This window comes from Paraburkholderia sp. WS6, from assembly GCF_030464835.1.
GTDB lineage: Bacteria > Pseudomonadota > Gammaproteobacteria > Burkholderiales > Burkholderiaceae > Paraburkholderia > Paraburkholderia madseniana.
On record NZ_JALQCK010000053.1, the window covers coordinates 13,810 to 39,882 of the forward strand.

General features: G+C 61.2%; 24 protein-coding genes. 8 read left to right on the forward strand and 16 right to left on the reverse strand.

Annotation, left to right across the window (positions count from 1 at the left end; all coding sequences use genetic code 11):
* Positions 1 to 104: 104 nt before the first annotated feature.
* Both M0D64_RS39085 and M0D64_RS39090 read left to right on the forward strand, forming a co-directional pair.
* The gene (locus M0D64_RS39085) at positions 105 to 1,406 is read left to right on the forward strand and encodes a UDP-N-acetylglucosamine 1-carboxyvinyltransferase (RefSeq protein WP_266261578.1); all 1,302 of its coding nucleotides are present in this window, start codon (positions 105 to 107) and stop codon (positions 1,404 to 1,406) included.
* Between the two features lie 45 nt (positions 1,407 to 1,451).
* Positions 1,452 to 2,411 (forward strand): alpha/beta fold hydrolase, encoded by a 960-nt coding sequence (locus tag M0D64_RS39090; protein ID WP_266261579.1) that lies wholly within the window; start codon positions 1,452 to 1,454, stop codon positions 2,409 to 2,411.
* Between the two features lie 71 nt (positions 2,412 to 2,482).
* Here the strand turns inward: M0D64_RS39090 and M0D64_RS39095 are convergent, their stop codons facing one another.
* Both M0D64_RS39095 and M0D64_RS39100 read right to left on the reverse strand, forming a co-directional pair.
* Positions 2,483 to 3,724, reverse strand: a complete 1,242-nt coding sequence (locus M0D64_RS39095) for an FAD-binding oxidoreductase (RefSeq protein ID WP_266261580.1) — start codon at positions 3,722 to 3,724, stop codon at positions 2,483 to 2,485.
* A 64-nt stretch (positions 3,725 to 3,788) separates the two neighbouring features.
* Positions 3,789 to 4,577, reverse strand: coding sequence for an ABC transporter substrate-binding protein (locus M0D64_RS39100; protein ID WP_154560199.1), 789 nt, complete (start codon positions 4,575 to 4,577; stop codon positions 3,789 to 3,791).
* A 240-nt stretch (positions 4,578 to 4,817) separates the two neighbouring features.
* Here M0D64_RS39100 and M0D64_RS39105 point away from each other — a divergent pair, with 240 nt between their 5' ends.
* From M0D64_RS39105 to M0D64_RS39120, 4 genes are all read left to right on the forward strand, one after another.
* On the forward strand, positions 4,818 to 5,789 hold the full coding sequence (locus M0D64_RS39105; RefSeq protein WP_266261581.1) for an ornithine cyclodeaminase family protein: 972 nt from the start codon (positions 4,818 to 4,820) through the stop codon (positions 5,787 to 5,789).
* Positions 5,790 to 5,933: 144 nt separating this feature from the next.
* On the forward strand, positions 5,934 to 6,578 hold the full coding sequence (locus M0D64_RS39110) for a transcriptional regulator (RefSeq protein WP_054038287.1): 645 nt from the start codon (positions 5,934 to 5,936) through the stop codon (positions 6,576 to 6,578).
* Positions 6,579 to 6,848: 270 nt separating this feature from the next.
* On the forward strand, positions 6,849 to 8,252 hold the full coding sequence (locus M0D64_RS39115; protein ID WP_266261582.1) for a GGDEF domain-containing protein: 1,404 nt from the start codon (positions 6,849 to 6,851) through the stop codon (positions 8,250 to 8,252).
* A 125-nt stretch (positions 8,253 to 8,377) separates the two neighbouring features.
* Positions 8,378 to 8,824: an SRPBCC family protein gene (locus tag M0D64_RS39120; protein WP_266261583.1), complete on the forward strand. Its 447-nt coding sequence runs from the start codon at positions 8,378 to 8,380 to the stop codon at positions 8,822 to 8,824.
* A 10-nt stretch (positions 8,825 to 8,834) separates the two neighbouring features.
* Here the strand turns inward: M0D64_RS39120 and M0D64_RS39125 are convergent, their stop codons facing one another.
* The 9 genes from M0D64_RS39125 to M0D64_RS39165 form a co-directional block, all read right to left on the reverse strand.
* Positions 8,835 to 9,455 (reverse strand): ANTAR domain-containing response regulator, encoded by a 621-nt coding sequence (locus tag M0D64_RS39125; protein ID WP_171927962.1) that lies wholly within the window; start codon positions 9,453 to 9,455, stop codon positions 8,835 to 8,837.
* The gene (locus tag M0D64_RS39130; protein ID WP_266261584.1) at positions 9,452 to 10,627 is read right to left on the reverse strand and encodes a transporter substrate-binding domain-containing protein; all 1,176 of its coding nucleotides are present in this window, start codon (positions 10,625 to 10,627) and stop codon (positions 9,452 to 9,454) included. Before M0D64_RS39130 ends, M0D64_RS39125 begins: the two co-directional genes overlap by 4 nt.
* A gap of 32 nt (positions 10,628 to 10,659) precedes the next feature.
* On the reverse strand, positions 10,660 to 11,961 hold the full coding sequence (locus M0D64_RS39135; RefSeq protein ID WP_266261585.1) for an amidase: 1,302 nt from the start codon (positions 11,959 to 11,961) through the stop codon (positions 10,660 to 10,662).
* A 35-nt stretch (positions 11,962 to 11,996) separates the two neighbouring features.
* Positions 11,997 to 12,704 (reverse strand): ABC transporter ATP-binding protein, encoded by a 708-nt coding sequence (locus M0D64_RS39140; protein WP_266261586.1) that lies wholly within the window; start codon positions 12,702 to 12,704, stop codon positions 11,997 to 11,999.
* Between the two features lie 25 nt (positions 12,705 to 12,729).
* Positions 12,730 to 14,592: a branched-chain amino acid ABC transporter ATP-binding protein/permease gene (locus tag M0D64_RS39145; protein ID WP_266261587.1), complete on the reverse strand. Its 1,863-nt coding sequence runs from the start codon at positions 14,590 to 14,592 to the stop codon at positions 12,730 to 12,732.
* Positions 14,585 to 15,418, reverse strand: coding sequence for a branched-chain amino acid ABC transporter permease (locus M0D64_RS39150; RefSeq protein WP_266261588.1), 834 nt, complete (start codon positions 15,416 to 15,418; stop codon positions 14,585 to 14,587). Before M0D64_RS39150 ends, M0D64_RS39145 begins: the two co-directional genes overlap by 8 nt.
* An 86-nt stretch (positions 15,419 to 15,504) precedes the next feature.
* Positions 15,505 to 16,671, reverse strand: coding sequence for a substrate-binding protein (locus tag M0D64_RS39155; protein ID WP_266261589.1), 1,167 nt, complete (start codon positions 16,669 to 16,671; stop codon positions 15,505 to 15,507).
* A 65-nt stretch (positions 16,672 to 16,736) separates the two neighbouring features.
* The gene (locus M0D64_RS39160; protein ID WP_154560189.1) at positions 16,737 to 17,633 is read right to left on the reverse strand and encodes a nitrilase family protein; all 897 of its coding nucleotides are present in this window, start codon (positions 17,631 to 17,633) and stop codon (positions 16,737 to 16,739) included.
* Positions 17,634 to 17,994: 361 nt separating this feature from the next.
* The gene (locus M0D64_RS39165; RefSeq protein WP_266261590.1) at positions 17,995 to 18,534 is read right to left on the reverse strand and encodes a carboxymuconolactone decarboxylase family protein; all 540 of its coding nucleotides are present in this window, start codon (positions 18,532 to 18,534) and stop codon (positions 17,995 to 17,997) included.
* Between the two features lie 248 nt (positions 18,535 to 18,782).
* Here M0D64_RS39165 and M0D64_RS39170 point away from each other — a divergent pair, with 248 nt between their 5' ends.
* Complete coding sequence (locus tag M0D64_RS39170) at positions 18,783 to 19,742, forward strand: AraC family transcriptional regulator (RefSeq protein ID WP_266261614.1); 960 nt, start codon at positions 18,783 to 18,785, stop codon at positions 19,740 to 19,742.
* A 23-nt stretch (positions 19,743 to 19,765) separates the two neighbouring features.
* Here the strand turns inward: M0D64_RS39170 and M0D64_RS39175 are convergent, their stop codons facing one another.
* From M0D64_RS39175 to M0D64_RS39190, 4 genes are all read right to left on the reverse strand, one after another.
* Positions 19,766 to 20,788, reverse strand: a complete 1,023-nt coding sequence (locus tag M0D64_RS39175; RefSeq protein WP_266261591.1) for an aldo/keto reductase — start codon at positions 20,786 to 20,788, stop codon at positions 19,766 to 19,768.
* A 92-nt stretch (positions 20,789 to 20,880) separates the two neighbouring features.
* Complete coding sequence (locus M0D64_RS39180; RefSeq protein ID WP_266261592.1) at positions 20,881 to 21,747, reverse strand: NmrA family NAD(P)-binding protein; 867 nt, start codon at positions 21,745 to 21,747, stop codon at positions 20,881 to 20,883.
* A 56-nt stretch (positions 21,748 to 21,803) separates the two neighbouring features.
* A complete protein-coding gene (locus M0D64_RS39185; protein WP_266261593.1) occupies positions 21,804 to 23,117 on the reverse strand; it encodes a serine hydrolase in 1,314 nt (437 codons plus the stop codon).
* A gap of 50 nt (positions 23,118 to 23,167) precedes the next feature.
* A complete protein-coding gene (locus M0D64_RS39190) occupies positions 23,168 to 23,503 on the reverse strand; it encodes a DUF4148 domain-containing protein (protein WP_266261594.1) in 336 nt (111 codons plus the stop codon).
* A gap of 160 nt (positions 23,504 to 23,663) precedes the next feature.
* On the opposite strand from M0D64_RS39190, the gene M0D64_RS39195 reads away from it, so the two are divergent.
* Complete coding sequence (locus M0D64_RS39195; protein WP_266261595.1) at positions 23,664 to 24,578, forward strand: LysR family transcriptional regulator; 915 nt, start codon at positions 23,664 to 23,666, stop codon at positions 24,576 to 24,578.
* 33 nt (positions 24,579 to 24,611) lie between these two features.
* Here M0D64_RS39195 and M0D64_RS39200 read toward each other — a convergent pair whose 3' ends face one another.
* Positions 24,612 to 25,910 (reverse strand): L-fuconate dehydratase, encoded by a 1,299-nt coding sequence (locus M0D64_RS39200; RefSeq protein WP_266261596.1) that lies wholly within the window; start codon positions 25,908 to 25,910, stop codon positions 24,612 to 24,614.
* Positions 25,911 to 26,073: the final 163 nt, after the last annotated feature.

The following is a 26,073-nucleotide window of genomic DNA, read 5'->3' on the forward strand; positions in this document are numbered from 1 at the left end:
ACGACAAGAAAAAAAACCGCCCCGGAATCCCGAAACATCCTCCGCATGCCATCCAATGGCATGATAGTGGCCTCGCTTCTCAATCCACCAGCTCTCTCCCGAACATGTCGAACCTGATCGTACATGGCGGTCTCCCGTTACGCGGCGAGATCGTGCCATCCGCCAACAAGAACGCTGTCCTGCCTATCCTTTGTGCCACGCTGCTGACCGACCAGCCACTGCGTCTCATCGGCGTACCCGAGATTACCGACGTCAAGAAGGTCCTCGAGATCTTTCACACGCTCGGCAGCAACGTGTCGATGGACTATGCCACCGGCATTCTCGATTTGCATCACCACGCCACGTCCTTCGATCCCGTCGCGCACAGGCTGCCCGAGGAGATGCGTTCTTCGATCATGCTGGTGCCGCCGCTGCTGGCGCGTTTCGGCGTTGCACGTCTGGAGAACGACGTGAAGGGCTGCACGCTGGGCGTGCGCGAGATCGATCCGCACGTTGAGGTCTTCGAGCGCTTCGGCGCGAGCATCGAGCGCACCACCGACTCGCTGATCGTGCGCGCGGCCACTCAAATGGCGGCGAATCATCATTGGCTGGACTACGCGTCGGTCACCACCACTGAGAATTTCGTGCTTTGCGCGGCGTCGGCCAACGGTACGTCGACCTTGGTCAATGCAGCATCGGAACCGCATGTGCAGGAGTTTTGCCGTTTTCTGGCCATGCTGGGTGTCCCGATCGACGGCATTGGCACATCGCGCCTGAGCGTAGAAGGCGGCCATAAACTCGGCGGCGGCGAGTTCCGGTTCAGCGAGGATTTCCACGAGATCGCGACCTTTCTCGCGCTTGGTGCGATCACCGGGGGCGACATCATGGTCAAAAACAGCGCACCCGAACAGTTCCCGCTTATCGACCGAACCTTCGCGAAGTTCGGCGTGCAGGTGGAGCATCGCGATGGCTGGTCGCACGCCGTTCGGGAAGGCCCATTGCGAGTGCGCCGGCCTTTCACCCAGAATATTCTCACCAAGGTGGAAGCGGCGCCCTGGCCGTATCTGCCCGTCGATCTGCTCCCCATCTTCATCGCGCTTGGCGTGAAGGCGGAAGGCAGCGCGATGTTCTGGAACAAGGTCTATGACGGCGCGATGGGCTGGTCCGTTGAACTCTCCAAGTTCGGGGCTCACGTGTTCCTGTCGGACCCTCATCGTTTGATCACTTTCGGCGGACTTCAGTTAAGTCCCGCCAAGGTCGAGAGTCCGTACATTATTCGCGTGGCAATCGCGCTGCTCATGGTCGCCGCAAGTATCGAGGGGCGCTCGGAAATCACCAACGCGCTGCCGATCCGCCGCGCACACCCCAATTTTGTGGAAAACCTGCGCTCGGTGGGGGCGCGCGTGGAATGGACCAGCAGCGAATGATCGCCTAAGGCGATCCACCGGAACCCGAACATCATGGAGCAAACCTTGCACGAACTTCGCCTCGAGACGTTGCAGGTAGGTGCACTGCGCATGCGTGTGGCCAGCCAGGGCAGCGGCCCGCTGGCGCTGCTATGTCATGGATTTCCGGAGTCCTGGTACGCCTGGCGGCACCAGTTGGCGGCGCTGTCAGCCGCCGGGTTCCGCGCCGTCGCGCCCGACATGCGTGGCTATGGCGGCACCGATGCGCCGCCAGACGCCGAGTCGTACACGATGCTGCATCTCGTCGGCGACATGGTCGAACTCGTCAATGTTCTCGGCGAGAGCAAGGCGGTGATCGTCGGCCACGACTGGGGCGCGCCGGTGGCCTGGAACGCGGCGATGTTGCGGCCCGATCTGTTCCGTGCCGTCGTCGGCATGAGCGTGCCGTTCCATCCGCCTGCGCGGGAGGACTTGCTCAGTGCGCTGGAGCGGCAAGGTGTGCAAACGTTCTATATGCAGCATTTCCAGACACCCGGCATCGCTGAGCGCGAGTTCGAGGCTGATCCCGAAGCCACCATTCGACGCGTCACGTTCAGCATGTCGGGCGATGGGCCCGACCACGTGGTGGCGGGCATACTCGCGCCCGGCACAGGTTTTCTCGACAACACAGTGGACCCCGAGACGCTGCCGGCCTGGCTAAGCAGTGAAGAAATCGCCTACGTGGCGGGCGAGTTCGCGCGCACTGGCTTCAGAGGCGGGCTGAACTGGTACCGCAGCATTCGGCGCTCGTCGGAACTCATGGCCGCGTGGCGGGGCTGCGTGATCCGGCAGCCTTCGCTATTCGTGGCCGGCGCGAAAGACGACGTCCTTAAATTTCCGGGCGCGCAGGCCCGTATCGCGAATCTGGCACGCGTACTGCCCGGACTGCGTGGATGTCATATTCTCGATGGCGCGGGTCATTGGATTCAGCGCGAGCGTGCGGCAGAAGTGAGCGATCTGCTGGTTGCGTTCCTGAAGGGACTGTAGGCAGCGTGCATCCCGGCTCGCGCGATTCGTTACGCAGTTGACTTATCGATGAAGCGGGTCCGCCACGCCCTCTATCGGAATCGCTCGGGACGGAACGGATGGGGATCGGTAAAGGGCTCGCCGCCCGTCATCATTTCCGCCAGCAAACGGCCTGTCACCGGACCGAGCGTCAATCCGTGATGGTTATGCCCGAACGAGAACCACAGCCCTCGATGGCGAGGCGCGCGCCCAATGACAGGCCGCATGTCGGGCGTACAGGGCCGCAACCCGAGCCATGGCGCGTCATCGAGGCGGCGGCCCAGACCGAATATCGGCCGGGCAACAGCTTCCGCGCGTTCCAGTTGAACGCCAGTCGGTGGCGCATCGCGTCGGGCGATTTCCACGCCGGTGGTCAGCCGCAGGCGACCTTGCATAGGCGCGACCACATACCCTTTTTCCGTGTCGACCAGTGGTATCGAGAGCATTGATTTCGTGGCCTCGTAGTGCATGTGATAGCCGCGCTTCGCCCGTAGCGGTATCCGATATCCGAGTGGCTCAAAGACCTTGTCGGACCAAGGGCCGAGCGCCACGACCACCTCTTTGGCACTGATCCTGCCTTGCGACGTCTGTACAGTCCATGCATCGGCTTCCTGACGCACCGTGACCGCCTCGCCGGTAAGCAACGCGCCGCCGCCCTCCTCGAACAGTCGCGCATAGCCCTTCGTCAACGCACCCGGATTGGAGATGCTCTTCGGGTCCTGCCAATGCAATGCGCCGCTAAAACCCGGCGCGATACCGGGTTCACGCGCCACCAGTGCATCGGCATCGCACGGCACCACGCGCATTCCGTATGTCCTCGCCGTGACTTCGGCGGCTGATGCCTGCCGTTCATATTCCGAGCGGGTGCGAAATGCCTCGATCCAGCCGCCGTCGTGCGCGAGACTTTGGAGGCCGGCACGCTCGATCAGTACGTCGTGCTCGGCGACGCTTCGCCGGATCAACGGCAACATATCGCGCGCGGCAGCTTCGAGCCGCTCGGGAGACGACTCCCACCAGAATCGCGCCAGCCACGTCGCGAACGACGGCAGCGCCTTGTAGTCCCAGTAAAGATCGGTCGACCGATTGCGCAGGTAGCGCAGCAGCGTACCGAGATCGCGCGGAAAGCCGTAAGGAACCACCGACGAACTTTCGATCAGGCCGGCATTGCCAAAGCTGGTCTCTTCGCCGGGGCCGCGTCGATCGACGAGCCCCACGCGGCGGCCGCGATCCTGCAGATGCAGCGCGGACGACACGCCGACAATCCCGGCTCCCAGCACGATCACATCGAAATCCATAAGCTCGCTCGAATGTTCATTTCGGATCCCGATGCAATTCGGCTCGCATCGGGTCATGAACCGGTTACTTCGCGATGATGTCGCGCTTGAAATACTTCTGCGACAGGTTGCTGAGCGTGCCGTCTTTCTTTAGCGCGGCGAGCGCGGCGTCGATCTTTCCGGCCAACGCCTTGTCGCCCTTGCGCAAGCCGAAGCCCGTGCCTTCGCCAAGCGTTGCCGGATCGCTGAGCGGCTGGCCGACAATCGCATAATCATGGCCTGACGGCTTGTTCAGGAAACCATCCTCAACAGTCTGCGCTTCCTGGACGGCGGCATCCAGGCGTCCGGCAACGAGGTCGGCGTACACCTGATCCTGGTCCTGGTACGAAACGATCGATACGCCGGCATTCGCCCAGTGGAGCTTAAGGAAATCTTCCTGCGACGATCCCTGCAGAACGCCGACGCGTTTGCCCTGCAGGCTCTTCACATCCGGCAACAAGGGGGAACCACGCTTCGCCACCATCACGATCGGCACCACGTAGATCGGCGGCGTGAAATCGATGGACTGTTTGCGCTTGTCCGTAATGTTCATCGCGGAATTGATGACATCGAATTTGCGCGCCTGCAACGCGGGAATCAAGCCGTCGAACGAGTTCTCCACCCATTCGCATTTCACGCCCATCTTCGCGCAAACCGCGTTGCCGACGTCAACGTCGAATCCCTGCAATTGCCCCGTCGGCGACTTGCTTTCGAACGGCGGATACGCAGCCTCGATGCCGAAACGCAAGGTGCTTTGAGTCTCGGCGCTGACGGTGCCAACCGAACCGATCAGAGCGGCAGCGACGAAAAGTGAGAGTGGAAGCTTCAGACGCATGATGGTTCCCTATGAAATTGGGGTTCACAAAATTAGGGCACGGGGCGGTAACTGACGGCGCGACCTCGAGAAGACGCATGAGGTGCCAAAAAGGCCTGTTCTCACACTCGTTCTGGAACAACAGTCTATTCTGGACACTCACAAATGCAAGCGATTTTCAAAATAAAAGTCCAGACTGGACTTTTTGACTTTAGAATTGCGCTGACGCCGCTAGCCGGCAACGATGTGGAGAGCAGGCCCATGAGCAGCACAGACACAGTATTCCCGTTGATCGTCCAGCAGGACGCGGTGCGCAAAGCACTGCCCCATCTCGATGTACGTGGCGCGTTGACACGCATGTTTCTCTCGCTTGCGAACGATTCCGCGGTGCAACCACCCCAGACCTTCACCCCGTTTCCACAAGGGGCTGGCGATTTCATTACGTACCTCGGGGTCATGGCGGAGGCCAAGGTATTTGGAGCAAAGATGTCGCCGTACATCGTGACTGAATCGAAACCGGTCATTACGGCATGGACCGCACTGATGTCGATGGAAACGGGGCAACCTTTGATGTGGTGCGATGCGGGTCTGCTCACCATCGAGCGCACCGCCGGCGCAACGGCGCTTGCAGTGGAACACCTTGCGGCGCCCGACGCGCGCCGGCTCGCCATCGTGGGCGCCGGGTCAGTGGCGCAGGCGCATTTGCGCCACCTTGCGCCGCTGCGAGCGTGGGACTCGATCAATGTGTTTTCACCCGAGCTTGCGAGCAACGAGGCGAAGCGCGCGGAGGTCGCCGTCCTTCACGAGCGTGTACGGGTTTGCACCCAGCTCGATGAGTGCGTGCGCGACGCCGACGTGGTCGCGTTGTGCACGTCCTCAGGCACGCCTGTACTGTCGGACAACCTGCTGACCAAGCCGGCACTCATCACGTCGATCAGCACGAATGTCGCCAATGCGCATGAAATTCCACCGACGTGGATTCAGGACATGGACGTCTATTGCGACTACCGGCGAACCACGCCCGCCAGCGCAGGTGAAATGAAATTGGCGGCGCAACGGCACGACTGGTCGCCGGCAAGCGTTCTGGGCGATTTGCCCGAACTGGTATCCGGCATGGCCAGGAAACCCTCCTGGCGGCAGCACGTTTTCTTTCGCTCAATCGGACTCGGACTGGAAGATGTAGCGATCGCCTACGCGTTGTTCAGGCACGTGAGCGGGCAACCAATCGGTTGAACAAGATCGATCCAGCGGTGCGTGGGTTGCCGCAAACAGGGGTGAATATTGCCCGTGGCAAAATAGTGCGTCGCACGAATATTCGTTGCACCTTGACGCACGCGCCGCCAGACCCGGCCAAACCGAAAAACCTCATGCTTCCCTATGCGAAAGACTAAGACCACACCCGCGCGCCGGCTTTTGCTGGATCGCTACGGCCGTGTCGCCGACGGTATTGCGCTGCTCTTCTTTCCGTACGTCGAAATCGTCATTCATGACCTGCACAGCCAGACGATTGCGTACATCGCAAACAACCTGTCAAAGCGTGAACTGGGCGATGAATCGGCGCTGGAAGAGATTGATCATTCGGCCCAGTCTGGCACGATCGGTCCGTACGAAAAGATCAACTGGGACGGCAGGCGGATGCGCTGTGTCAGCACGGTGCTCTTTGACGACGCAGGCGCGGCTGTCGGCGTGATGTGCGTCAATTACAACATCGCCGTCTTCGAAGACATGAAACATGTCATCGACCGCGTGGTGTCGGGCGCCGGTCTGGTGAAGCAGCCTGAGGAGCTGTTCAAGGACGACTGGCAGGAGCGCATCAACACGTTTCTCCACGCATGGCTTCAGGAACGCCAACTGGCACTCAACTCCCTGACCCGGGAACACCGTCGCGAACTGGTCGAGGCACTGTGGGAGGAAGGGGCCTTCAAAGGAAAGAGCGCGGCTAACTATGTTGCCAACGTTCTGGGCATGGGCCGTGCGACCGTCTATCAGCATATAAGGGATTTACGCGGCGCCGCAGCCTAGGCTGAATCGGATTCAGCGACTGGCAACTGCCGGCCGCTGTTTCTGTCATTTTCAGAAGACAACTGCACGATATATCAGGAGCTAATTGCACGACCGATATACCACCGATGCAAATTACAGTCCGTTATACTTTCAATTGCCTGAAGATAGTCCGCTGCGCGGTATGTTTGGCCCGGCATAACGGCATGGTGCCGTGTCCGAATCGGCCAATCCACGCGTCAATCGCTCGGCGGTGTGAAAAAACACCGTAATATTGTCGGAGACGGGCACATGAGCACGACAATTTCAATCGAAGAGCCGCCTCGCCTCATCGGGATCGTGACCAAGCTCTACTCGGGTTTGCTGGTCATTGGTTTTGCGCTCCTTCCCGCCTACCTGATTGCCTATCTGGCTTTCTTTCAAGACCCGAGCCTGAAGTTCGAAAACCACGGGTTCCACGAAATCGCGATCGCAGCAGCAACGCTCGAGGGGCTGTTTGTCACCTATGTAACCTGGCGTTGTTATCTGTCGTCGGGTGAACCGCTGTTGCGGTGGCTGACTTTAGGTTTTCTCGGCTTTGTGCTGGTCTATGCGCTGCACGGCGCGTTCACCGGCATGGCGCACCACAATATCTGGCTATTCCTGCTCTACGGACCCGCATCGCGTCTGGTGATGTCGGTGCTGCTGCTGGTTGGGCTTCTCTCGTACCATCGCGCGCCGGACGCGCTCAAGCAGCGCTCGAATCCGCGCCCGTGGCTGAGGTGGATCGCCGTGTTCGTCCTGATCGACCTGGTTGTCGGAATCATTGCGAACTCGCCCATTGCGGGCAACCTCGCCGTGCGGCTCTCCATGGAAGGCGGCGCGCTCGTCTTCTCGACGCTGAACGTCACGGTGCTGATGCTGCGTCGCATTCGCTCGCCGCTGATGGTGATCTACGGCATCTCGATCACCTTCTTCGCGCTGGCGTCTCTCGCGTTCATTCTCGGCAAGCCCTGGAATCATATGTGGTGGCTGGCACACGCGATCTTCGCCGCCGGCTTTTTCCTGCTGAGTTACGGCGTCGTTCAAGCATTTCGCACGACGCGGTCCTTTTCTACGATCTACAGCCAGGAAGAACTGATGGCTCGCCTCGCCGAAGCGATGGCACGCACGGAAAGCGCGCTGCAGGAACTCCAACGCACCAATCACAAGCTCGAACACCTCGCCGCGACCGATCCGCTGACGGGCGCCGCGAACCGGCGCGAGTTTATCCAGCAAGTGGAGACGGAAATCGCACGAGCGAGGCGAGGTGGTGCGCCGTTCTCGCTGCTGGCGCTGGATCTCGACCACTTCAAATTGATCAACGACAACTACGGCCATCAGGTGGGTGACGAGGTGTTGCAGCGATTCGTGCAGAAATGCCTTGATGCCATTCGACCCTATGACGGCGTAGCGCGGGTCGGTGGTGAAGAGTTTATGGTGCTGCTGCCTAAAGCCGCGCTGGACGCGGCACGTTCGATCGCGGAGCGCGTTCGGGGCGCCGTGGCTACCGAGGAGTTCTATACCGGAACCGGACGGGCCGTCGCCGTTACCGTCAGTGTTGGCGTCTCCGAGTTCGGCCGCGACGGTGTCACGATCGACACCCTCTTACGCGTTGCCGATGAACGCCTTTACCGGGCCAAGCACGATGGCCGCAACCGCGTGGTGGCCGGATAGAAGCGGTAACAGGTGACGCTTATTAGCGTGTACGGGTTTTTCCTGGTCTCAGCCTATGTCGATACCGGCGTAGCCAGATCGTCGTAGGAGTATGTTCAACTTCTCCAGTGAAAGGCGAGCACACCATGACAACCGGAACAATCCGTCTCCATCGTGTCCTGCACGCGACTCCCGAACGCATCTATCGGGCCTTCCTCGAAGCCGACGCGATCGCGAAGTGGCTTCCTCCCTACGGGTTCACCTGTCAGGTCCACCACATGGATGCACGCGTGGGCGGCACGTACAAGATGTCCTTCCGTAACTTCGGCACCGGCAATGGTCACTCGTTCGGCGGCGAGTACGTCGAACTGGTGCCGTTCGAGACCATCCGCTACTCGGACCGTTTCGACGACCCGAACCTGCCCGGCCAGATGCACGCCACCATTTCCTTGCGGCAGGTGTCCTGCGGAACAGAGCTCACGATTGTGCAAGAGGGTGTGCCCGAGGTCATTCCAGTGGAGATGTGTTACCTCGGCTGGCAGGAGTCGCTGGTTCAGTTGGCCAAGTTGGTCGAGCCGGTGATCCCTGACTAGCGGGTGCGGCTCAAGGCCTTGGTCCCTTGGCAAGGCCGAGCTTTTCCATTGCCTCATGCGCATCGATCACCAACGTAGCGATCTCGCTCACCGTGACCCGGAGACTTGTCGCTCTTGAACGAATGTGCTCGTATGCTTCGCTCTCGCTGAGCTGGTGCGCCTCCATGAGGATGCGGATGGCCTTCTCGATGTGGCGTCGTGCCTTGATCGCCTCCTCGAGCTTGGCGACCTTGCTATGCAAGCGCTGCTGATAGCCTGAAGACGCGCGCGCGAGCACCAGGGTGCTCAGAATGCCGGTAGACCGGTAGGGCTTCGTAATGACGCCATGCGCCTGCGTATCCACCAGCATTTTTAGCGCCGTTGGATTTTCGTAGTCCGATAACGCGATCAAGGTGGCTTCGGTATCGGCCGCGCACCAGTTTCCCGCGCTGCGGGTTTCGGGGCCGACGAGAAAGAAAATCGCGTCGACATCGGTGGGCAGTTGCGACGGAAACGGCCAGAGCACGCGCACCGGACAACCAATGCGGCGCAACTGTTCTTCCAGAACAATACGGTCCTCACCCGGCGGATGAATCACGAGGACGCGCAGTGTACGTAGATCGTCGAACAGACGACGGGCCCCCGTGCTCATGCCGATTCTCCGTCGAGCCAGAATTCCGCGAATCCGTACGACGTCAGGTAGGGATCAGGTTTGACCGGACCTCGCCCCTCCCAGACGATATCGAACGAGCCGTCCGGCCTGCACACGGCAATGCGTGGCGTCAGTATCGCGTGATTGTTCTCCGGATCGATTTTCAGCACCCCCTCCGGCGAATCGAATTCGACTTCGTGTACCGCCTCCACCAGCTTGGCCGTATCGAGACTGCCGCTACGGGCCAGCGCCAGCGCAAAGAGATGCACCTGGTTATACGCCATCTCCGACCACATGCTGGCCGGTTGATCTCCGAATCGCGCATGCCATGATTTCAGAAAGCGCTGGTTACTCGCGAGGTTCAGCGTGTTGACGTAACTCGCCGAGACGATGTGGCTGCCACACAGTTCGGAGCCGATCATCCGCGTTTCGCCCTCGGTCATTGTCAAGCTTGCGATCGGAATCTGTGCCGGGTCGATACCGTGCTCGCGATACAGCCGATAAAAGTCACGCGCGCCTCGCCCGATCAGCGTGGAGAACACGACGTCGGGCTCGATGCTCTTGATCTGCCGCACCACGTCTTCCAGCGCCGCCGGATCTGCATCGCTCGGCAGATAGAGTTCTTCCACGATTTCGCCGCCATGCTGCTCGACCATGTCGCGCATGATCCGGTTCGATTCTCGCGGATAGATATAGTCGGCGCCAACCAGAAAAAAACGGCGGCCATGATTGCGCAGCAGATAGGCGGCCAGTTGCATGCTGTTCTGGTTCGGTACCGCGCCGGTGTAGATCACGTTCGGTGAATACTCAAACCCTTCGTAGATCGAGCAGTACCAGAGCAATGCGTTGGTGCGTTCGATCACCGGTAACACCGCCTTTCGGCTCGACGAAGTCGAACAGCCGAAAATCACGGTCACGTCGTCTTCCTGCAGCATCCGCGTGGCGAGCCGGCGATATTCGTCAGGTTCGCTCTTCGGATCGTAAACAACCGGGTCGAGCAGGCGCCCACCTACGCCGCCGGCCGCGTTGACTTCCTCAATCGCGAGTACTGTGCCGAAAAAATGCTCCGACCCGGTCGCTGAGGTCACGCCCGTGCGCGAGTACAACACGCCGATGCGCCAACCATCGTCCGCGGGCGCCGGATTGGCCGACTGTCGCGAGCTCGCCGCCATTTCGTCTCCTCCTTGCATCGCTTCCTCGTTGCTCAGGTCGCGGGAAAACGTCCCACTGCTGCCGCGATCGCCTGCTCGGCAAATGCGGCAGCGTCGAGGCATCGTGCATCGTCCCAAGGACGGCAGATCACCTGCACGCCGATCGGGGCGCCACGTGTGCCCCTCAATCCCGGCACGTTTACGCACGGGCAACCGAGCAAGGTCCAATTGCGATTGAATGCGGGGTCGCCCGTGGACGCCTGGCCGTCGGGCGCTTCGTCGGGTGCGCTCGGCGTCAGCAATCCGGTGATGCCGTCGAATAGTTCGGCAAGCCTGGCCTTCGCCTGTTCCGCAAGCACACATGCCTTGATGTAGTTTGCGGTATCGATCCTCGCAGCACGATCAAGAAAACCGGCGAGCATCGGCGATAGACCGACACGATGATGATCGTACTCGAACCCCAACGACTGATACGCCTCATAGCTCTGGATCGTGTTGTGCGCGGCGACCAGGTCGGCCATCCATGGCGCGAAACGCACACGCCGCACGCGCCCGCCCGCCTGCTCGATGGCGCGCACCGCCGTGTCGAGCGCGTCACTCGCATTCGCCGACGGCGCGGTCCATGGGTAGCTGTCCGGCACGCCGAACACCGGGCCGGCCGTCACGCCGCTCAGGGCAAGTGACCGGCCCGACAGGACCTGAGCGAAGTAAGCCACGTCACGCACACCGGCGCCGAACAGGCCGACCGTATCGAACGACCACGAGAAGCACTTCATGCCGACGGTCGGCAACATGCCGAGAGTGGGCTTGTAACCGGCGATGCCGCAGAACGAAGCGGGCCGGATGGTCGAGCCGCCGGTCTGCGTGCCGATCGCGAAAGGCACGATGCCGGCTGCCACCGCAGCGGCCGAGCCGGATGAAGATCCGCCAGGGGTACGTGTCAGGTCGCACGGATTGCGCGTCACTGGCGGCGTCATATAGGCGAATTCGCTGGTGACGGTCTTGCCGATGACGATGCCGCCGTTACGCCGCAATAACGTGACGATCGCGGCATCGGACTTCGGCTGGTGGCCTTCGTAAATTGGCGAGCCGTAGCCGGTGACCAGGTCGCTCGTGTCGAAGATATCTTTCACCGCGATCGGTATGCCGGCCAAAGGACCCGTTGCACCGGCGGCCAAGGTCAACGCCGTTTCCCGCTGCGCGACGGCCGCCATCGCCCTCACCTCGGGCTCGACCTCCGCGATGCGCGCGAACGACTCGCGGACGGCGCGCTCGCGCTCGCGCGGGTCGCCGGCGGTTTGCTCTAGCAGGTCCAGTCCTGAACGGGGTCGATAAAATGAGTTTGCGTTCGTCATATGCCGCCTATCGTGATGGTCGTCCTGAATGTTGCTTACACACGCAGGTGTTCGAAGATCGATCCTACCGCTGCTTCATCTTTCGCGTTGCCTTGCTCGAGGATCTCGCCTTGCTTGAGTACCGCGTAGCGGTCGGCAACCTTCAGCGCAAAGGGAACATTCTGCTCTACCAGCAGCAGCGTCGTGCCGTGCTGGCTGCGCTCCCATAGCAGTGCGTCGGCGAGACGGTCGATCACGGACGGTTGCAACCCTTCCGTAATCTCGTCGAGCAAAATGAGCGAAGGACGCATCATGAGCGCGCGCGCCACCAGCAGCATCTTCTGTTCGCCGCCGGAAAGCGTGCCGGCCAACTGCTTCAGGCGACTTGCGAATACCGGGAACACCGGCTCGATCGCGGCAAAGCGTTCGTCGAACGCCGACGCCTTCTCGAGCCCAAGACGCAGATTGTCGCGAATAGTGAGGTCCTGAAACAATGCATGTTCCTGAGGCGCGTAAGCAATGCCCTCTCGCGCGATCTGGTGAGGCGCCATGCGCGTGATATCTTGCCCGCGCGCACGGATGGCGCCGGCTTTCTTCGGCAGATAGCCCATGATTGTCTTGAGCACCGTCGTCTTGCCCATGCCGTTCTTGCCGAGCAGCGCGACGGCCTCGCCATCCGCAACGGTCATCGACAGCTTGCGCAGCACGACCGAAGCCTTGTATCCGCTCGTCACGTCCTGCAACTCCAGCGCAATCTGGCTCATGACGCCTCCTCCAGCGCAATCTGGCTCATGACGCCTCCCGTTGTCCGACGTCTTCGCCTGCCGCAGCGCTTTGCGCAGTCCCGGCATAAATCGTTCTAACCAGCTCCGAGTTGACGACTTCGTCGAAGTTGCCTTGCATCACGATTCGCCCCTGGTGCAGGACCACGATGCGCGTGGCAATCCCGGCCACGAAGTCGAGGTCGTGCTCCACCAGCAGACAACAAAGCCGATACTGGTGAGCCAACGCGGCGAGCACATCGCCGATTTGCGTGCGCTCCGTTTTGGTCAAACCTGCCGTGGGCTCGTCGAGCAGTACGATACGTGGCTCCAGTGCGAGCACCATCGCCAGTTCCAACGCCTGCTGTTGGCCATGCGAAAGATCCTTCGCTACGGCGCCCAGCCTCTGATCGAGATGGGTAGTACGAAGCACCTCCAGCGCATAGGGCGGCAGCGCAAGCGTCGTGGAGCGTCGCAGGAGCGATGGCCGCTCGATGATGGTGCCCGCGATTCTCAGGCACTCCGCAACGGTAAGCGTCTCGAAGATATTCGCGTTCTGGAACTTGCGCCCCAAGCCGAAATGCACGCATCGGTCCGGCGGCAATTGCCGGACGTCGTGGCCACAGAGCACGACCGTGCCGGCAGAACGTTCCGCGCCGTCGCTCATGCAGCGCATGAGCGTCGTTTTGCCGGCGCCGTTCGGGCCGATGAGGCCAACCAGTTCACCGCCATCGGCGTTCAGATCGATGCCTTGCAGCACTTTCAGGCTGCCGTAATGTTTGGCGACGCCGTTCATCTGCAGCGCTGGCACTGACAGCTCCCGTTGATGAATTGCGCCAACGTCGCGCTCAACCAGTTCCGGTTCGGCGCCGTGACCCGCCAGATGGCGTAATGGCTTGAGCAACAGCGGCACCAAACCTTGCGGCAACAGCACGATCACCGCTACGAACGCGGCGCCCAGAATCAGTTGCCACGCGAATGGCATGCTGCCGCTGAGATAGGCGGTCCCGACATTGATCAGAAGCGCGCCGATCACCGGCCCCCACAACGTTCCCCGGCCGCCGAGCGCGACCCAGATGATCAGTTGGGTGCCAAGGACAAACCCGGCCAGCTCAGGCGCGACCACGCCGCTGAACGATCCGTAGCCGAACCCGGCGAGGCCGGCGATGGCCGCGGTTGCAATCAGCAAGACGATCTTTACCAGCGACGTATTGATGCCGAGATACGCACAGCGTGATTCGTTGTCGCGGATAGCAGCCAGCACGCGGCCGCCGTCGCTCCGCACGAATAGCCACGCGATTGATGCGACGGCCAGCAGCGCCGCGCCGGCGAGCCAGTACCAGGCCTGCAGCGAAAGATCGAAGGTCTCGTAGCCGGTGAGTCCCGAACTCGAGCCGGTCCACGCGCCGCCGGAGAGCAGCAACTGGCTGAGAACGATCGGCAATACGAGCGACATCACCGTCGCGAAGAACGGCGACGCACCGCGATAGAACGACAGCCAGCCGAGCAATGCGGCCACGGCCGCGGTCACCGCGATAGCCGCTCCCACTGCGAACAGCACATAACCCGCTGAAAAACCGCCGTGCGTAAACACGAGTCCCGCGGCATAGGCGCCCAGACCGAAGAACGCCGATTGCCCGAACGTCAGATACCCGGTGTACCCCCACAGGATATCCACGGTCACGGCTACGATCGAGAAGAAGAAGGCCTGAATGAGGACGTTGAGCAGATACGAGCCGAAGACAAGCGGACCCGCGGCCAGCAGCACGACAGCCACGCCACCGGCCATGAGCAGACCGCGTCCATGAGTCGTTCGCCCGTTGCGTGCCCGTTCATCGTTTTGCCCAGCTTGATCACCGGCTCGATGGGGCGATGCGCCGACTTTAGCCATGAGAGAACCCCTTCGGACGAATGCGCAGCGTGAGCGCCGCCAGCACGGCGATAGTCAAGCCGCCCAGCACCGGACTGACGAACGTGCTGACCAGCACCTGGCAAGCGCCGAATACGAGGCACGTCACCAGCAAACTGAGCATCGAGTGTCCTGAAACCATGACCAGCATGAACGCGCTCACCAGCCACGGCAGCCCCATGTCGGGGTCGACGCTCGACAGCGGCGTGATGAGCGTGCCGGCGAGCGAACCGAGCGCTGCGCCCAGACTGAAGGTGATAAAACGGATGCGGCCGGAATGAATGCCGAGTCCTCGCGCCAGATCCTCGTTCATGATCACCGCGCGCGTCTTGATGCCGAAGCGCGTTCCCGTGAGAAGCGCAGTCATGAGGATGCACAGGCCGAGCGCGATCGGGATCAGCAGCAAACGATAGGCAGAGTAATCGGTCCCACCAATGGTGACGGCCCCCTTGAGCGGCGTCTCCACGAATTGCGCCTCGCGGCCGAAGGCCATGACGATGAGCTGTCCAATCACGATGCCGAGACCCCAAGTAGCAAGGATCGCGTCGAGCGGACGCTTGTAGAGCGGGCGCACGATCACCTGCTCGACGAGCATGCCCACGACGGTACCCACCACGACCGCGAGCGGCAGCCCGAGCCACGGATTCAGCTTGAGCTGCGTCACGACGAAGCTCGCGTATGCGCCGATTGTCAGCAGCGCACCGTGGGCGAAGTTGACGATTTTCATCACGCCGAAAATCACCATTAACCCTGCGGTCACGATGAACAGCACCGCCGCGGTTGTGAAAATATCGAGTGCCAGAACCATTGTCTTCTCCAGTCGCATCCGCCTGCGTGTCGCCTGCTTGTCGCCTGCGAATGCGCATCAGGCGGATGCTGTATTTCCAGCTACGTCTACTTGATATTCGGGCACTGCGCGCCCGGATCCACGTTCGGGAACGTCTGCAAGATCCTGATCGAGCCGTCCGCCTGTATTTGGCCCAGGCGCATGGCAAGAGGCGTGTGCCGGCTCCTGTTCATGGCCACCGGTCCGCGCGGTCCGTCGAACGACACCTGGCCCAGCGCCTTGATCACCTTGTCGGCGTCGGTTGAGCCCGCTTTTTCGACAGCGGCCTTATACAGGAAGAAGGCCTCGTACTGCGGCTCGGACAACTCGTTCGGTGTCTTCAGATCCTTGTCGAATTTCTTGTCCATGGCCGCGATAAATTTCTTGTTTCCCGGCGTATCGATGCCCGTCAGGTAGGAGCCCGACATATACATGCCCGTGGCGACGTCGCCCATACTCTTCGCCGTGCCTTCGTCGATCGCCAGGTTGCCGTAAGGCAGCGTCATGCCAGAACCCTTCAACTGTTTGGCGAGCGATACGTTAGGCGCGCCGCCGGCCGTCGCGCTGATCAACGCATCAGGATGAGCCGAACGGATCTTGGAAAGAATCGGTGTCCAGTCGGTGCCGTCGATCGGCAAGTACTCCTCGCCGACTACCTTGCCACCGTGCTCCTCGATGTATTTTCTGGTGAATCCAAGCATACCGCGCCCAAAAACGTAGTCGTTGCCGACCAGATAGAAGGTCTTGGCGCCCTTGCTCTTCGCGAAGTAATCGACCACCGGCGCGACCTGCTGCTCAGGCACCCAACCGTTGACGTACATCCACGGACTGCACGAACGGCCCTCGTAAAACGACGTGTACACGAAGGGCTTCTTGCCGCGCGCCACGATCGGCAGCGCCGCGTTACGCGCAGCACTCGTTTCCATGGAAATGATCGCGTCGACGTTCTTCTGGAACACGAGCGTGTCGTACGCTTTCTGCGCGCCGACTGCACCGGATGCGTCGTCGGTGATGTCGAGCTGCACCTGGCGGCCCATGATCCCGCCCGCTGCGTTGATTTCGTCGACAGCGAGTTGCGACGACTGCACGACGGCCGGCGCGACCACACTATTTGCGCCAGAGAGCCCCACCGCTACGCCGATCCTGATCGGATCGGCGGCGAGCGCACTCATGCAGGTGCAAGCCGCGACGAGCGCCGCGGCGGCGCCAAGGATTTGTCTGTTGAACGGAGTCATGGATTTTTTCCTCGCATTGGTCGAATGAAATTCTTGTGTTTCGTACGGGTGTGCCATCGGATGCCTCATGCGCGTGAGGTCGGCCAGCCGGTGCCCAGCATCGGGTCGTACACGTCCGCGCGCCGATCGCTCAGCACGTGATTGAAGGCGTTCAGCGTGCGTTCCGAACGAGTGCGCGTCAGATCGATTGCGGCGTACAGGATTTCTTCGCGATCGACACTGGCCGGACCCGCGACCGGCCATCCGTTGCCGCCCACAATCAGGCTCTGGCCGACGAACGGTTGACCACGCTCCATGCCGATGCGGTTTGCACATGCGATCACCACGCCGTTGCTGTGCGCGGCCGCCATGGTGAGCGTCGTGGCCATGGCGGGACGATCGTCCGGTTGGGCCGGCATCGGCACCCAGTTGGTCGGCACGCAAACGATGTCCGCACCTTGCATCGCGGCAAGCCGGTATGTCTCGGGAAACCAGCCGTCGTAGCAGATTGCGATGGCGATCCGTCCCAGCGGCGTGTCGAATACCGGAACGCCACGATCGCCCGGTTCGAAGAAGCGATGTTCGTCATTCCAGAGATGCAGCTTGCGATAGACGCCGATGTGACCCGTCGGGCCAGTCAGGATCGCTGAGTTGTAGAGTTGCTTGCCCGCCCGCTCGGCAATACCCATCACGACATGAATGCCAAGGCGCTGCGTCGTTTCGGCAAGCAACTGCGCGGTCTCCCCTTCCGGCAACGTTTCGGCCAGCGCGAATGCCTCGTCACGATCGTTGAACACATAGCCGCTATTGGCCAGCTCCGGCAACACCACCAGAGACGCGCCGTGATGCGCCGCAGCTTCGATGTGCCGGATGCATTGCGCCACGTTGTCGTGCTTCCTGCCGACATGAGGTTCCATCTGAACGCATGCGACCACCAGGTCTGCGACGCCATGTTCCGCGGGGTTGTACTGCAACGTCATCATTTCTTCTCCCAAAAGCAAAAAGCCCCCGAACCAGCGTTGGACGCAAGTTCGGGGGCTGCATAGCCTTTCATATGTAGCACGGCATCGTTGCCGTGGAGCCGCCAGAAACAATGACGGCTCAGTCGAAGCGAATTTATGAAGCCAAATTCAGGATGTCAAGCGGTTTGGCTGCGTCCAGGGTAATTCCTTGGGGACGTGTTTCAGGTCTGTTCAAATCTGATCCCGCTGCCCGAGCCGGCACGTCCGACAACAACGGCCCAAGCCCTTCGGCATAAGTCAGATGCGAAATCACCGCGTCGCGAAGCGTTTGATAGGACGAGCGCGTCACCATCGTGTGGCGACACGCTCCGCGATGTTTGCGTTACTTGACCGGCGGGAAATCGACGTCGGTATCGTTGATACGGTTGAATGTATTGGTGAAGATCGTCATGGCAACGGCCAACGAAATCTCAGCGAGTTGCGTCTCGGTATAGCCGGCCGCGCGAATGGCGGCGAATTCGTTCTCACTGATCGTGCCGCTCGTCTTCTGCAAATTCAGCACGAAGTGCACGAGCGCATCGCGCCTGGCATCGCCGGTGGCCTGTCCGGCGCGAATCTGTTTGAGCGCCTCCGTCGAGAGGCCCGTCATCTTGCCCAGCATCACGTGTGCAGCTACACAGTAGTCGCAGCCGGTCTGTTCGCTGACCAGCACCTTGATAGTTTCCAGATCCTGTTTGCTCAGGCTCCCCGATCCGAGCACGCCTTCGGCAGCCAGCACGGTGGAGAGCGTCGCCGGGGCCACGTGACCAACAGCAGCGAAGAGGTTAGGTACGGTGCCGCCAGCAATCTTCTTGACCTGGGCGTAGACCTCAGCAGTGGTGCCGGTGGCGGTGGCAATAGCGGGGACAGTGATGCGGCTCATGATGGAACTCCTTCAGTGGTGGTTAGGAGCCTCCACTTTAGGTCCAGAGAATGATCTTTACGATACTAAAAATTGTCATTATTATGCTCAAAAGTATCACATCATCCGCTCAGTGCGACGGCGTCCGTCGGGCAGCGCCGGACGAAGCGACCAGCTAGAATCCGGCGTCATTGTTTGCGCCGATGCGCCACGTTGCGTGCCTTGATACCGATTCCCGAACAACGCGAAAACATGCTCACCCGGTTCACATGGATCTGCTAAGTCGACTGCTGTCACTGATACCCGTCACGGGGCGGCTGGAGCTGCGCTGTCTTTTCGGTGCGCCGTGGAAAATCGATCAGGCTGTCTCCGGCGTGCGAGAAATCCCGTACCACGTGCTGCTGTCCGGTCATGCCGTTCTCGAAGACGTTAACGGGCCGCCCGAACGGCTGACAGCGGGCGACATCATTCTGTTTCCAGCGGGCAACGCACACCTTATTCATGACGGTAGCGGGGAGACCGCGAGGCCCGAAACAAAAAGTCGACAGGCCTCGCTGATCGTCTTTGAGAACGATGGGAAAGGCGAAAAGGCTGACTTCCTATGCGGACGGTTTCTGCTCGGCGCAGTTCCAGACAGGCTGTTGCGCGACCACCTGCCGGGCCGCCTGGTTGTGCACACCGCATTGCCCGAATCAGGCGGCGACGTCGAAGGTTCCGCACGATCCATTGTCCGCGCCCGCTTGAGGCAACTAATCGAACTGATGCATGAGGAGGCCAACGATCCAGGTCCTGGCAGCGAGATGTTCGTCAATCATCTGTCGGCGGCGCTGTTCGCACTGACGTTGCGTTTCGCCACTGAAGGCACCCAGCCGCCGCATGGTTTGCTCGCACTCTCGAGGCGGCCTCGTTTGCAACCTGCGATATCCGCGATGTTCGAGACGCCGGGTGAGCCGTGGACTCTGGATCAGTTATCGGGGCTCTGCAATATGTCCCGAGCAACCTTCATCCGTCAGTTTCAGGAAGCCATCGGTCGCTCGGCTTCCGACGTGCTGACCGAGATTCGAATGACCATCGCGGGCCGAATGCTGTTACATACCGCCGCACCGATCGCCGAGATCGGCGAGGCGGTGGGCTATCAATCGAATGCCGCGTTTCAGCGCGTCTTCAAACGTCACATCGGGGTTTCACCGGCACGTTGGCGCTCGTCCGGTGGAAATCTCGAGGCGTGACGGCATGGCCGCTGCTCAAGCAATCAGACCACCACTCGATCCTTGTCATGGAACTGCTGCATCCAGTACGGATATGGCAGATGCGGCTGCGAAATCTGATTCAGACGTTCGGTCTGCGCTGCGCTCAACGCGATGTGCTCAGCGTCGAGGTTAGCGCTCAGTTGGTCGGTTGTGCGTGCGCCTACGATGACGGAACAGACTTCACGGCGCGCCAGAATCCAGGCCAATGCCACCTGAGCGGGCGACGCGTTCAGTTCCGAAGCGATGTCGCGCAATACATGCACGACAGGATCCGCCTTCGCGGGATCGATCGGCGGAAAATTCAACGCGGTTCGACGCCCGGTTTCGCCGCTGCTTCCCTGCGTGTACTTACCGCTCAGGTACCCGCCTGCGAGCGGACTCCACACCAGAAGCGCAACATCATTCGCCTTTGCCACAGGCGCGATCTCAGACTCGACGTCACGGCTCGTCAGCGCATAGTGAACCTGATTGCTCACGATGCGGGCTCCATGCGTACCGTTGGCAATTCCCTGCGCACGTTCCAGATCGCCCGCGCTGAAATTGCACACACCGATATGCCTCACCTTCCCCTGCGTAACAAGATCATCCAGCGCGCGAAGCGTTTCTTCGAGCGGCACGAGTGCGTCACGGTCGTGCAACTGAAAAAGGTCGATATGGTCCCGGCCGATACGCCGAAGACTCGTCTCCACCGAGCGCATGATGTGCGAGCGGCCGAGTCCGACGTCGTTGTGACCGGCTCCTGTGCGCAGCCGAACTTTGGTCGCGACCAGCATGCGCGATTCGTCGAGTCCGAGGTCAGCCAATACCTGACCGACGACCGTTTCAGAGTGCCCTTGCGAATAAGCGTCAGCCGTATCGATCAGGTTGATGCCGCGCTCGACGGCCATCGCGACGAGCCGAGTGGCCTGGCCGCGGTCAAGGCCGGCAATTTCGCCCCAGATTCCGGTACCGGCACCAAAGGTCATGGCGCCAAGACAAAGACGGGAAATGCGCAGGCCTGACCTGCCGAGTGTGCTGTATTCCATAGCGAACCCCTTGATATGAATCTCTTGATGAACGATGAACGGAAAGCACCCGGCGACGCGGCATCCTGCACGCGTCACCGGGTGTGCCCGCGTTAGCCCGCCTGCGAGACGAGGCCTCGCAGAACGGTTTCCAGTTCCACCTCGCCCTTGACGATATCGGCTTCATTGCCTTCGAAGGCGATGAAGCCTTCATTGAAACCGTCGAGCATGCGCATGCGCGGCAACGGGTCCGTCGTACCCTGGGACCGGAACAGCTCGCCCCATGTCTCACGCAACACCACCTCCGCACGAACCGGACGACCGAGCACCTGGGCAAATGCCGCGGCCAGATCGTTCGGGCTCACACGGTGCGGCCCCTCCAGTTCGACGACACGCACGCCGAGCCAGGTTTGCTGAAGCAGTTGCGCGGCGACGCGACCCACGTCCGCGGTCGCGACCATCGGCACCGCCTTGTCGAGCGGCTGCAGAAAGCTGGGGATGACCCCTGTGTCGCGGGCAGGCGCCACGTCCCACGCGGCGTTTTCCATGAACCAGCCGGGACGCAGGAATGTCACCGGCACGGGCAAATCCTGAAGCGCCTGCTCCATCAGCGTACGTTGCGTGAGCAGATTGATCTCGGTGGCTTGCGCGCCGATCGTCGACAGGCAGACCACCTTGCCAGGCGCCGCGGACTGAAGCGCCCCGCGCACAGCGTCAATGACAGCACGTGCCTCGGGAAAGCCCGGCGACGGATCGAACTCGGACGGCGGCAGGATGAAGACGCCTTGCGCGCCCTCGAAAGCGGCGGAAAGGGACGTCTCGTCGTCCATGTCGGCCGTCACCACTTGACATCCGTGCTCAGCCCACGAACGTGCCCGAGCGGCATCGCGTACCACCGCGCGTACCGGCTGACCGGCTGCGAGCAACGTGCGCGCCACCGCACCGCCGACCCTACCTGTTATCCCTGTGATTGCATACATTGCAGTTTCTCCTTGCGTAAATTGACGTGTCCCGAGTGCCGATCACTGACCAGTGCTCAGGCGTGTTGCAAGCCGTGATACAACCCCTGCTCGAACTGTCCGTACAGATCCACCACGCGAGGGTCGTAAAACGGCAGGATTTGCGTGAACAGCGTGCCGGTCACCTTCCTGACAGGATCGACCCAGAAATAGCTGTTCAGCAGTCCCGCCCAACTGATGCTGCCTGCGCTGCGGCCATGCGCACCCGGCTGCGTGTTGATGTCGAAGGAGAGGCCCCACTTGTGCGGCATCCCAGGGAATTGATCGAAACTGTTCGACCACGCCGGCTGTGCCGTCTTCATTTCGGTTACCTGAAGATCTCCGATTTGATTCTGGAACATCGTCGCAACGGTGTCGGCGCGCAGGACCCGCTCGCCGCGGTACGTCCCGCCGTTCACCAGCATCTGCAGGAGCGCCATGTAATCGCGCGGCGTGCTGAATGCCCCGCCGCCGCCCATAAAGAACTCGGGCCGCTGGTTGATCTCGAACGGAGCGGGCTTGAGCGATCCATCGGGTTGCCGGTTGTGCATGGTCGCCACGCGCTGCTTCTGCGCGCCACTGATCAGAAATCCCGAATTGCTCATGCCGAGCGGCGCGAAGATGTGCTCGCGAAAATAGACCTCCAGCGATTGATCGGTGACCGCCTCAACCAGCTTGCCCACCCAGTCCATCCCGATGCCGTACTGCCAGCGCTCGCCAGGCTCGAACTCCAGCGGCGCCTTGAACGCGCCGTTCATCGAGTAGCCAATATCCGGCATGCCGGTCACCTTTTCGTACCGGCTCATGTTTTCGCTCCAGATGCTGTACGTGAAGCCGGACGTGTGAGTCAGCAGGTGACGCACGGTAATCGTGTTGCGTGCAGGACGCAGTTTCGGCTGTCCGGATGCATCGAAGCCGTCCAGCACTTGCGGCGACTTCAGTTCCGGGAGAATGTCGCCCGCGGGTTGATCGAGTGAGAGCCTGCCCTGCTCGACGAGTTGCATACAGGCGGTCGCAGTGATCGCCTTGGTCATCGATAGCAACCAGAACACCGTGTCGGGCGTCATCGCCGTACCCGTCTGGGGATTGGCATGGCCCGATGCGCCCTCGTAGACGAGCCCGCGCTGCGTGGCGCCCATCGCCACCACGCCGGCCACAGTGCCGTTGTCGACGGCCTGCCGCAGGGAAAGGTCAATCGAGGCAAAGGCAGGGTTGCGGACCAGAACACGATGACGCTCCTGATGACCCTCCGCGGCCTCCGTTCCGATGCTGGTCAATCCGCCCACTGCGGCGACCGCCAGGAGACCGGATGCCCGCTTCAACAGGTCGCGGCGGGTGAGTTGAACGGTCATCTCCTACTCCTTGGAAAATGGAATGAACAATGATTGGTGTGACACGCCGATCAACGATGTGCGTAAAGCGAGTTGAACGGTGCATTCGCGAGGGCTGCCGCAGCGACGCGGTTGCCCGAATCGGACGAACCGCTACGCACACCGCCCACGCCGCTGGCGACGTTCGATTCGGCACCCTTCTGCGCGGCCACCGCTGCCTCGGCTGCCTGAATGTCGGTGGGGTAATGCGGATCATTGGCGCGACCGGGCTGGTAGCCCACGCTTTCCAGCTGGACGAGTTCCGCGCGCACCTGTGCACGCGTGACGGTCGAGGATTCCTGAGCGTAGCCAGCGACAGGGAAGGCGATGGCGGCGGCAATAGCAACTGCGAAATAACGGGTATTCATGGCAATGCTCCTTTGGATCGTTGCGGTCGAAACGGACCGTTGGGATGCATTGTGGGTAAACTCGATGAGAAACTAAATGATACGAATGACACTTGTGAAGTGACAGTTAGTCACTAATGGGCCATAGTGCGGGTTTTGAAGCACTGTGCGGGGAGCGCCAATGAGATCGTCCAGCGAGAATCTCTCTAGCGGTATCAGCGTATTTGCGGCCGTCGTCGATGCGGGGACGTTCGCAGCCGCGTCCGAAGTGATGGGTATGTCGCCCCCCGGAGTTAGCCGGGCAATCGCCAGGCTCGAAAAGCGGCTGAAAATACGGCTCTTCAATCGCACGACTCGCGCCGTTTCGCTCACGGAAGAGGGCAAACGGTTTTACGAGCAGGTCATGCCGCACTTAAGGGGAATGGAGGAAGCGGCAGCCGCCGCTTCAGGCGGCACCGCGACAGTACGCGGGAAACTGCGAATCAATCTTGATCCCGCTTTTTTTCGAATCGTTCTGGGTCCGAAGCTCGACGAATTCATGGATGCGCATCCTGAACTTGAACTCGAGTTCATTGCGAGAGATCAGCTTGGCGACCTCATCGTGGACGGCTTCGATCTGGCCTTGCGATTTGGCGAACCTCGCTCATCCAGTCTGATTGCGCGAAAGCTTCTGGACACGGCAGTTGTCACCGTCGCAGCACCCTCGTACCTCGCTCGCCGGGGACGGCCAGCGGAGCCTCAAGATCTGGGTCGCGGGACGCACCGGTGCCTCGAGTTCCGGAACCCGGAAACCGGCAAGCCGTATCCGTGGGAGTTTCATCGCAAGCGCAAAAAGCTGGTTGTCGAAACGAATGGACGGCTTACGGTGAACGATCCGAGCGCACTCTTCAACGCTTGTCTGGCCGGCTCCGGCGTCGCGCAGATGCTTCTGCTCGGAGCGGAACCCCTGATTCGGGAGGGACGGCTCGTCAACCTGTTCCCAGACTGGCCGGATGAGCGCTTCCCTCTCTATGCGTACCATCCATCGCGGCACCACACGCCGGCCAAGACACGGGTGTTTCTCGACTTCATCGTCGCTTTGACGAGTGCGAGTTAGCCAATAGCCGCAGAGGGCCCCGCGCGTGCAGCTTCACGCCCGCCAGGCCGGCCCCTCGGGAAAGTCATACTCATCAAGCGACGCCGCATGCATTTCGATGCTGTAGCCGGCACGTTGCGGCGGCATATACCGGCCGCTTCGAATCACGACAGGATCGACAAAATGCTCATGCAAATGGTCCACGTATTCGAGCACCCGGTTGTCCAGCGACGCCGACACGCAGATATAGTCGAACAGCGAAATATGCTGGACGTACTCGCACAAGCCGACCCCACCCGCATGAGGACACACGGGCACACCGAATTTCGCCGCCATCAACAGGACGATGATCACTTCATTCAGACCGCCCAGGCGGCAGCTATCGACCTGACAGAAGTCGATTGCCTGCGCCTGCAGCAACTGCTTGAACATCACCCGGTTATGGCAGTGCTCGCCCGTCGCGACACCGATGGGCCGAATCCGCTCGCGGATCGCCGCGTGACCGAGAATGTCGTCGGGACTCGTGGGTTCCTCGATCCACCAGGGATCGAATTCCGCCAGGCGCCGCATGTTCGCGACCGCTTCATCGACATCCCACACCTGGTTCGCATCCATCATCAGCTTCAGGTTTTCGCCGATTTCTTCGCGCAGGATGCGGGCGCGGCGCATATCTTCTTCAATATTGCCGCCCACCTTCTGCTTGAAGTGCGTCCAGCCCTGCGCGACGCCTTCACGTGCGAGCCGGCGGATCTTGTCGTCGTCGTAACCGAGCCAGCCGGCCGACGTCGTGTAGGCCGGATAGCCGTGCGCCAGCATGTCCTTTTCGCGCTTGCCTCGCGTCTTTGCATGACGGTGCAGCATGGCGATGGCTTCCTGCGGCGTGATCGCATCGGTCACATAGCGGAAATCGAGGCATCGCACGAGTTCTTCGGGACTCATGTCGACGAGCAGTTTCCACACCGGCTTGCCTTCCGCTTTGGCCCACAGGTCCCAGGCCGCGTTCACGACAGCCGCCGTCGCCAGATGAATGGCGCCCTTGTCCGGACCGATCCAGCGCAACTGACTGTCCGACGTCAGCGCGTGCCAGAAGGCGCCCATGTTCGCTGCGATATCCTCGAGCGTTTTGCCGACCACCAGCGGGGCAAGCGCCTTAACCGCACTCACGCAGATCTCGTTGCCGCGGCCGATGGTGAAGGTAAGACCGTGACCTGTGAGCCCCGTCGGCGAATCGGTTTCGAGCGTCACGTAGGCAGCGGAGTAATCCGGCGCGGCGTTCATCGCATCGGAGCCGTCGAGTGAACGCGAGGTCGGGAACCGAATGTCCCGGACGGACAGCTTGGTGATTGTGGGCATCTGAACCCCTCCTCTGCGACAGCTATCGTCTTCTGCTTATAGGCAAAGAGGCCGTGCGTGTTCGCCTGGCCTCTTTGCAGCCATCTGCACTCCAGGCGGACGGGAGGCAAGAAAAGAAAAGGGAGCGCAGCGCCCCCTCCTCTCTCTTCGCGTCAGGCGGCCC

Coding starts and splice junctions, on each gene's coding strand:
- M0D64_RS39155 (WP_266261589.1), bottom strand. CDS start 16,671: ATGACTCCGTTCAACAGACAAATCCTTGGCGCCGCCGCGGCGCTCGTC.
- M0D64_RS39105 (WP_266261581.1), top strand. CDS start 4,818: ATGAGCAGCACAGACACAGTATTCCCGTTGATCGTCCAGCAGGACGCG.
- M0D64_RS39095 (WP_266261580.1), bottom strand. CDS start 3,724: ATGGATTTCGATGTGATCGTGCTGGGAGCCGGGATTGTCGGCGTGTCG.
- M0D64_RS39160 (WP_154560189.1), bottom strand. CDS start 17,633: ATGATGACGTTGCAGTACAACCCCGCGGAACATGGCGTCGCAGACCTG.
- M0D64_RS39195 (WP_266261595.1), top strand. CDS start 23,664: ATGAGATCGTCCAGCGAGAATCTCTCTAGCGGTATCAGCGTATTTGCG.
- M0D64_RS39120 (WP_266261583.1), top strand. CDS start 8,378: ATGACAACCGGAACAATCCGTCTCCATCGTGTCCTGCACGCGACTCCC.
- M0D64_RS39170 (WP_266261614.1), top strand. CDS start 18,783: ATGGATCTGCTAAGTCGACTGCTGTCACTGATACCCGTCACGGGGCGG.
- M0D64_RS39100 (WP_154560199.1), bottom strand. CDS start 4,577: ATGCGTCTGAAGCTTCCACTCTCACTTTTCGTCGCTGCCGCTCTGATC.
- M0D64_RS39125 (WP_171927962.1), bottom strand. CDS start 9,455: ATGAGCACGGGGGCCCGTCGTCTGTTCGACGATCTACGTACACTGCGC.
- M0D64_RS39145 (WP_266261587.1), bottom strand. CDS start 14,592: ATGGCTAAAGTCGGCGCATCGCCCCATCGAGCCGGTGATCAAGCTGGG.
- M0D64_RS39175 (WP_266261591.1), bottom strand. CDS start 20,788: ATGGAATACAGCACACTCGGCAGGTCAGGCCTGCGCATTTCCCGTCTT.
- M0D64_RS39110 (WP_054038287.1), top strand. CDS start 5,934: ATGCGAAAGACTAAGACCACACCCGCGCGCCGGCTTTTGCTGGATCGC.
- M0D64_RS39200 (WP_266261596.1), bottom strand. CDS start 25,910: ATGCCCACAATCACCAAGCTGTCCGTCCGGGACATTCGGTTCCCGACC.
- M0D64_RS39150 (WP_266261588.1), bottom strand. CDS start 15,418: ATGGTTCTGGCACTCGATATTTTCACAACCGCGGCGGTGCTGTTCATC.
- M0D64_RS39165 (WP_266261590.1), bottom strand. CDS start 18,534: ATGAGCCGCATCACTGTCCCCGCTATTGCCACCGCCACCGGCACCACT.
- M0D64_RS39130 (WP_266261584.1), bottom strand. CDS start 10,627: ATGGCGGCGAGCTCGCGACAGTCGGCCAATCCGGCGCCCGCGGACGAT.
- M0D64_RS39180 (WP_266261592.1), bottom strand. CDS start 21,747: ATGTATGCAATCACAGGGATAACAGGTAGGGTCGGCGGTGCGGTGGCG.
- M0D64_RS39115 (WP_266261582.1), top strand. CDS start 6,849: ATGAGCACGACAATTTCAATCGAAGAGCCGCCTCGCCTCATCGGGATC.
- M0D64_RS39190 (WP_266261594.1), bottom strand. CDS start 23,503: ATGAATACCCGTTATTTCGCAGTTGCTATTGCCGCCGCCATCGCCTTC.
- M0D64_RS39085 (WP_266261578.1), top strand. CDS start 105: ATGTCGAACCTGATCGTACATGGCGGTCTCCCGTTACGCGGCGAGATC.
- M0D64_RS39140 (WP_266261586.1), bottom strand. CDS start 12,704: ATGAGCCAGATTGCGCTGGAGTTGCAGGACGTGACGAGCGGATACAAG.
- M0D64_RS39135 (WP_266261585.1), bottom strand. CDS start 11,961: ATGACGAACGCAAACTCATTTTATCGACCCCGTTCAGGACTGGACCTG.
- M0D64_RS39185 (WP_266261593.1), bottom strand. CDS start 23,117: ATGACCGTTCAACTCACCCGCCGCGACCTGTTGAAGCGGGCATCCGGT.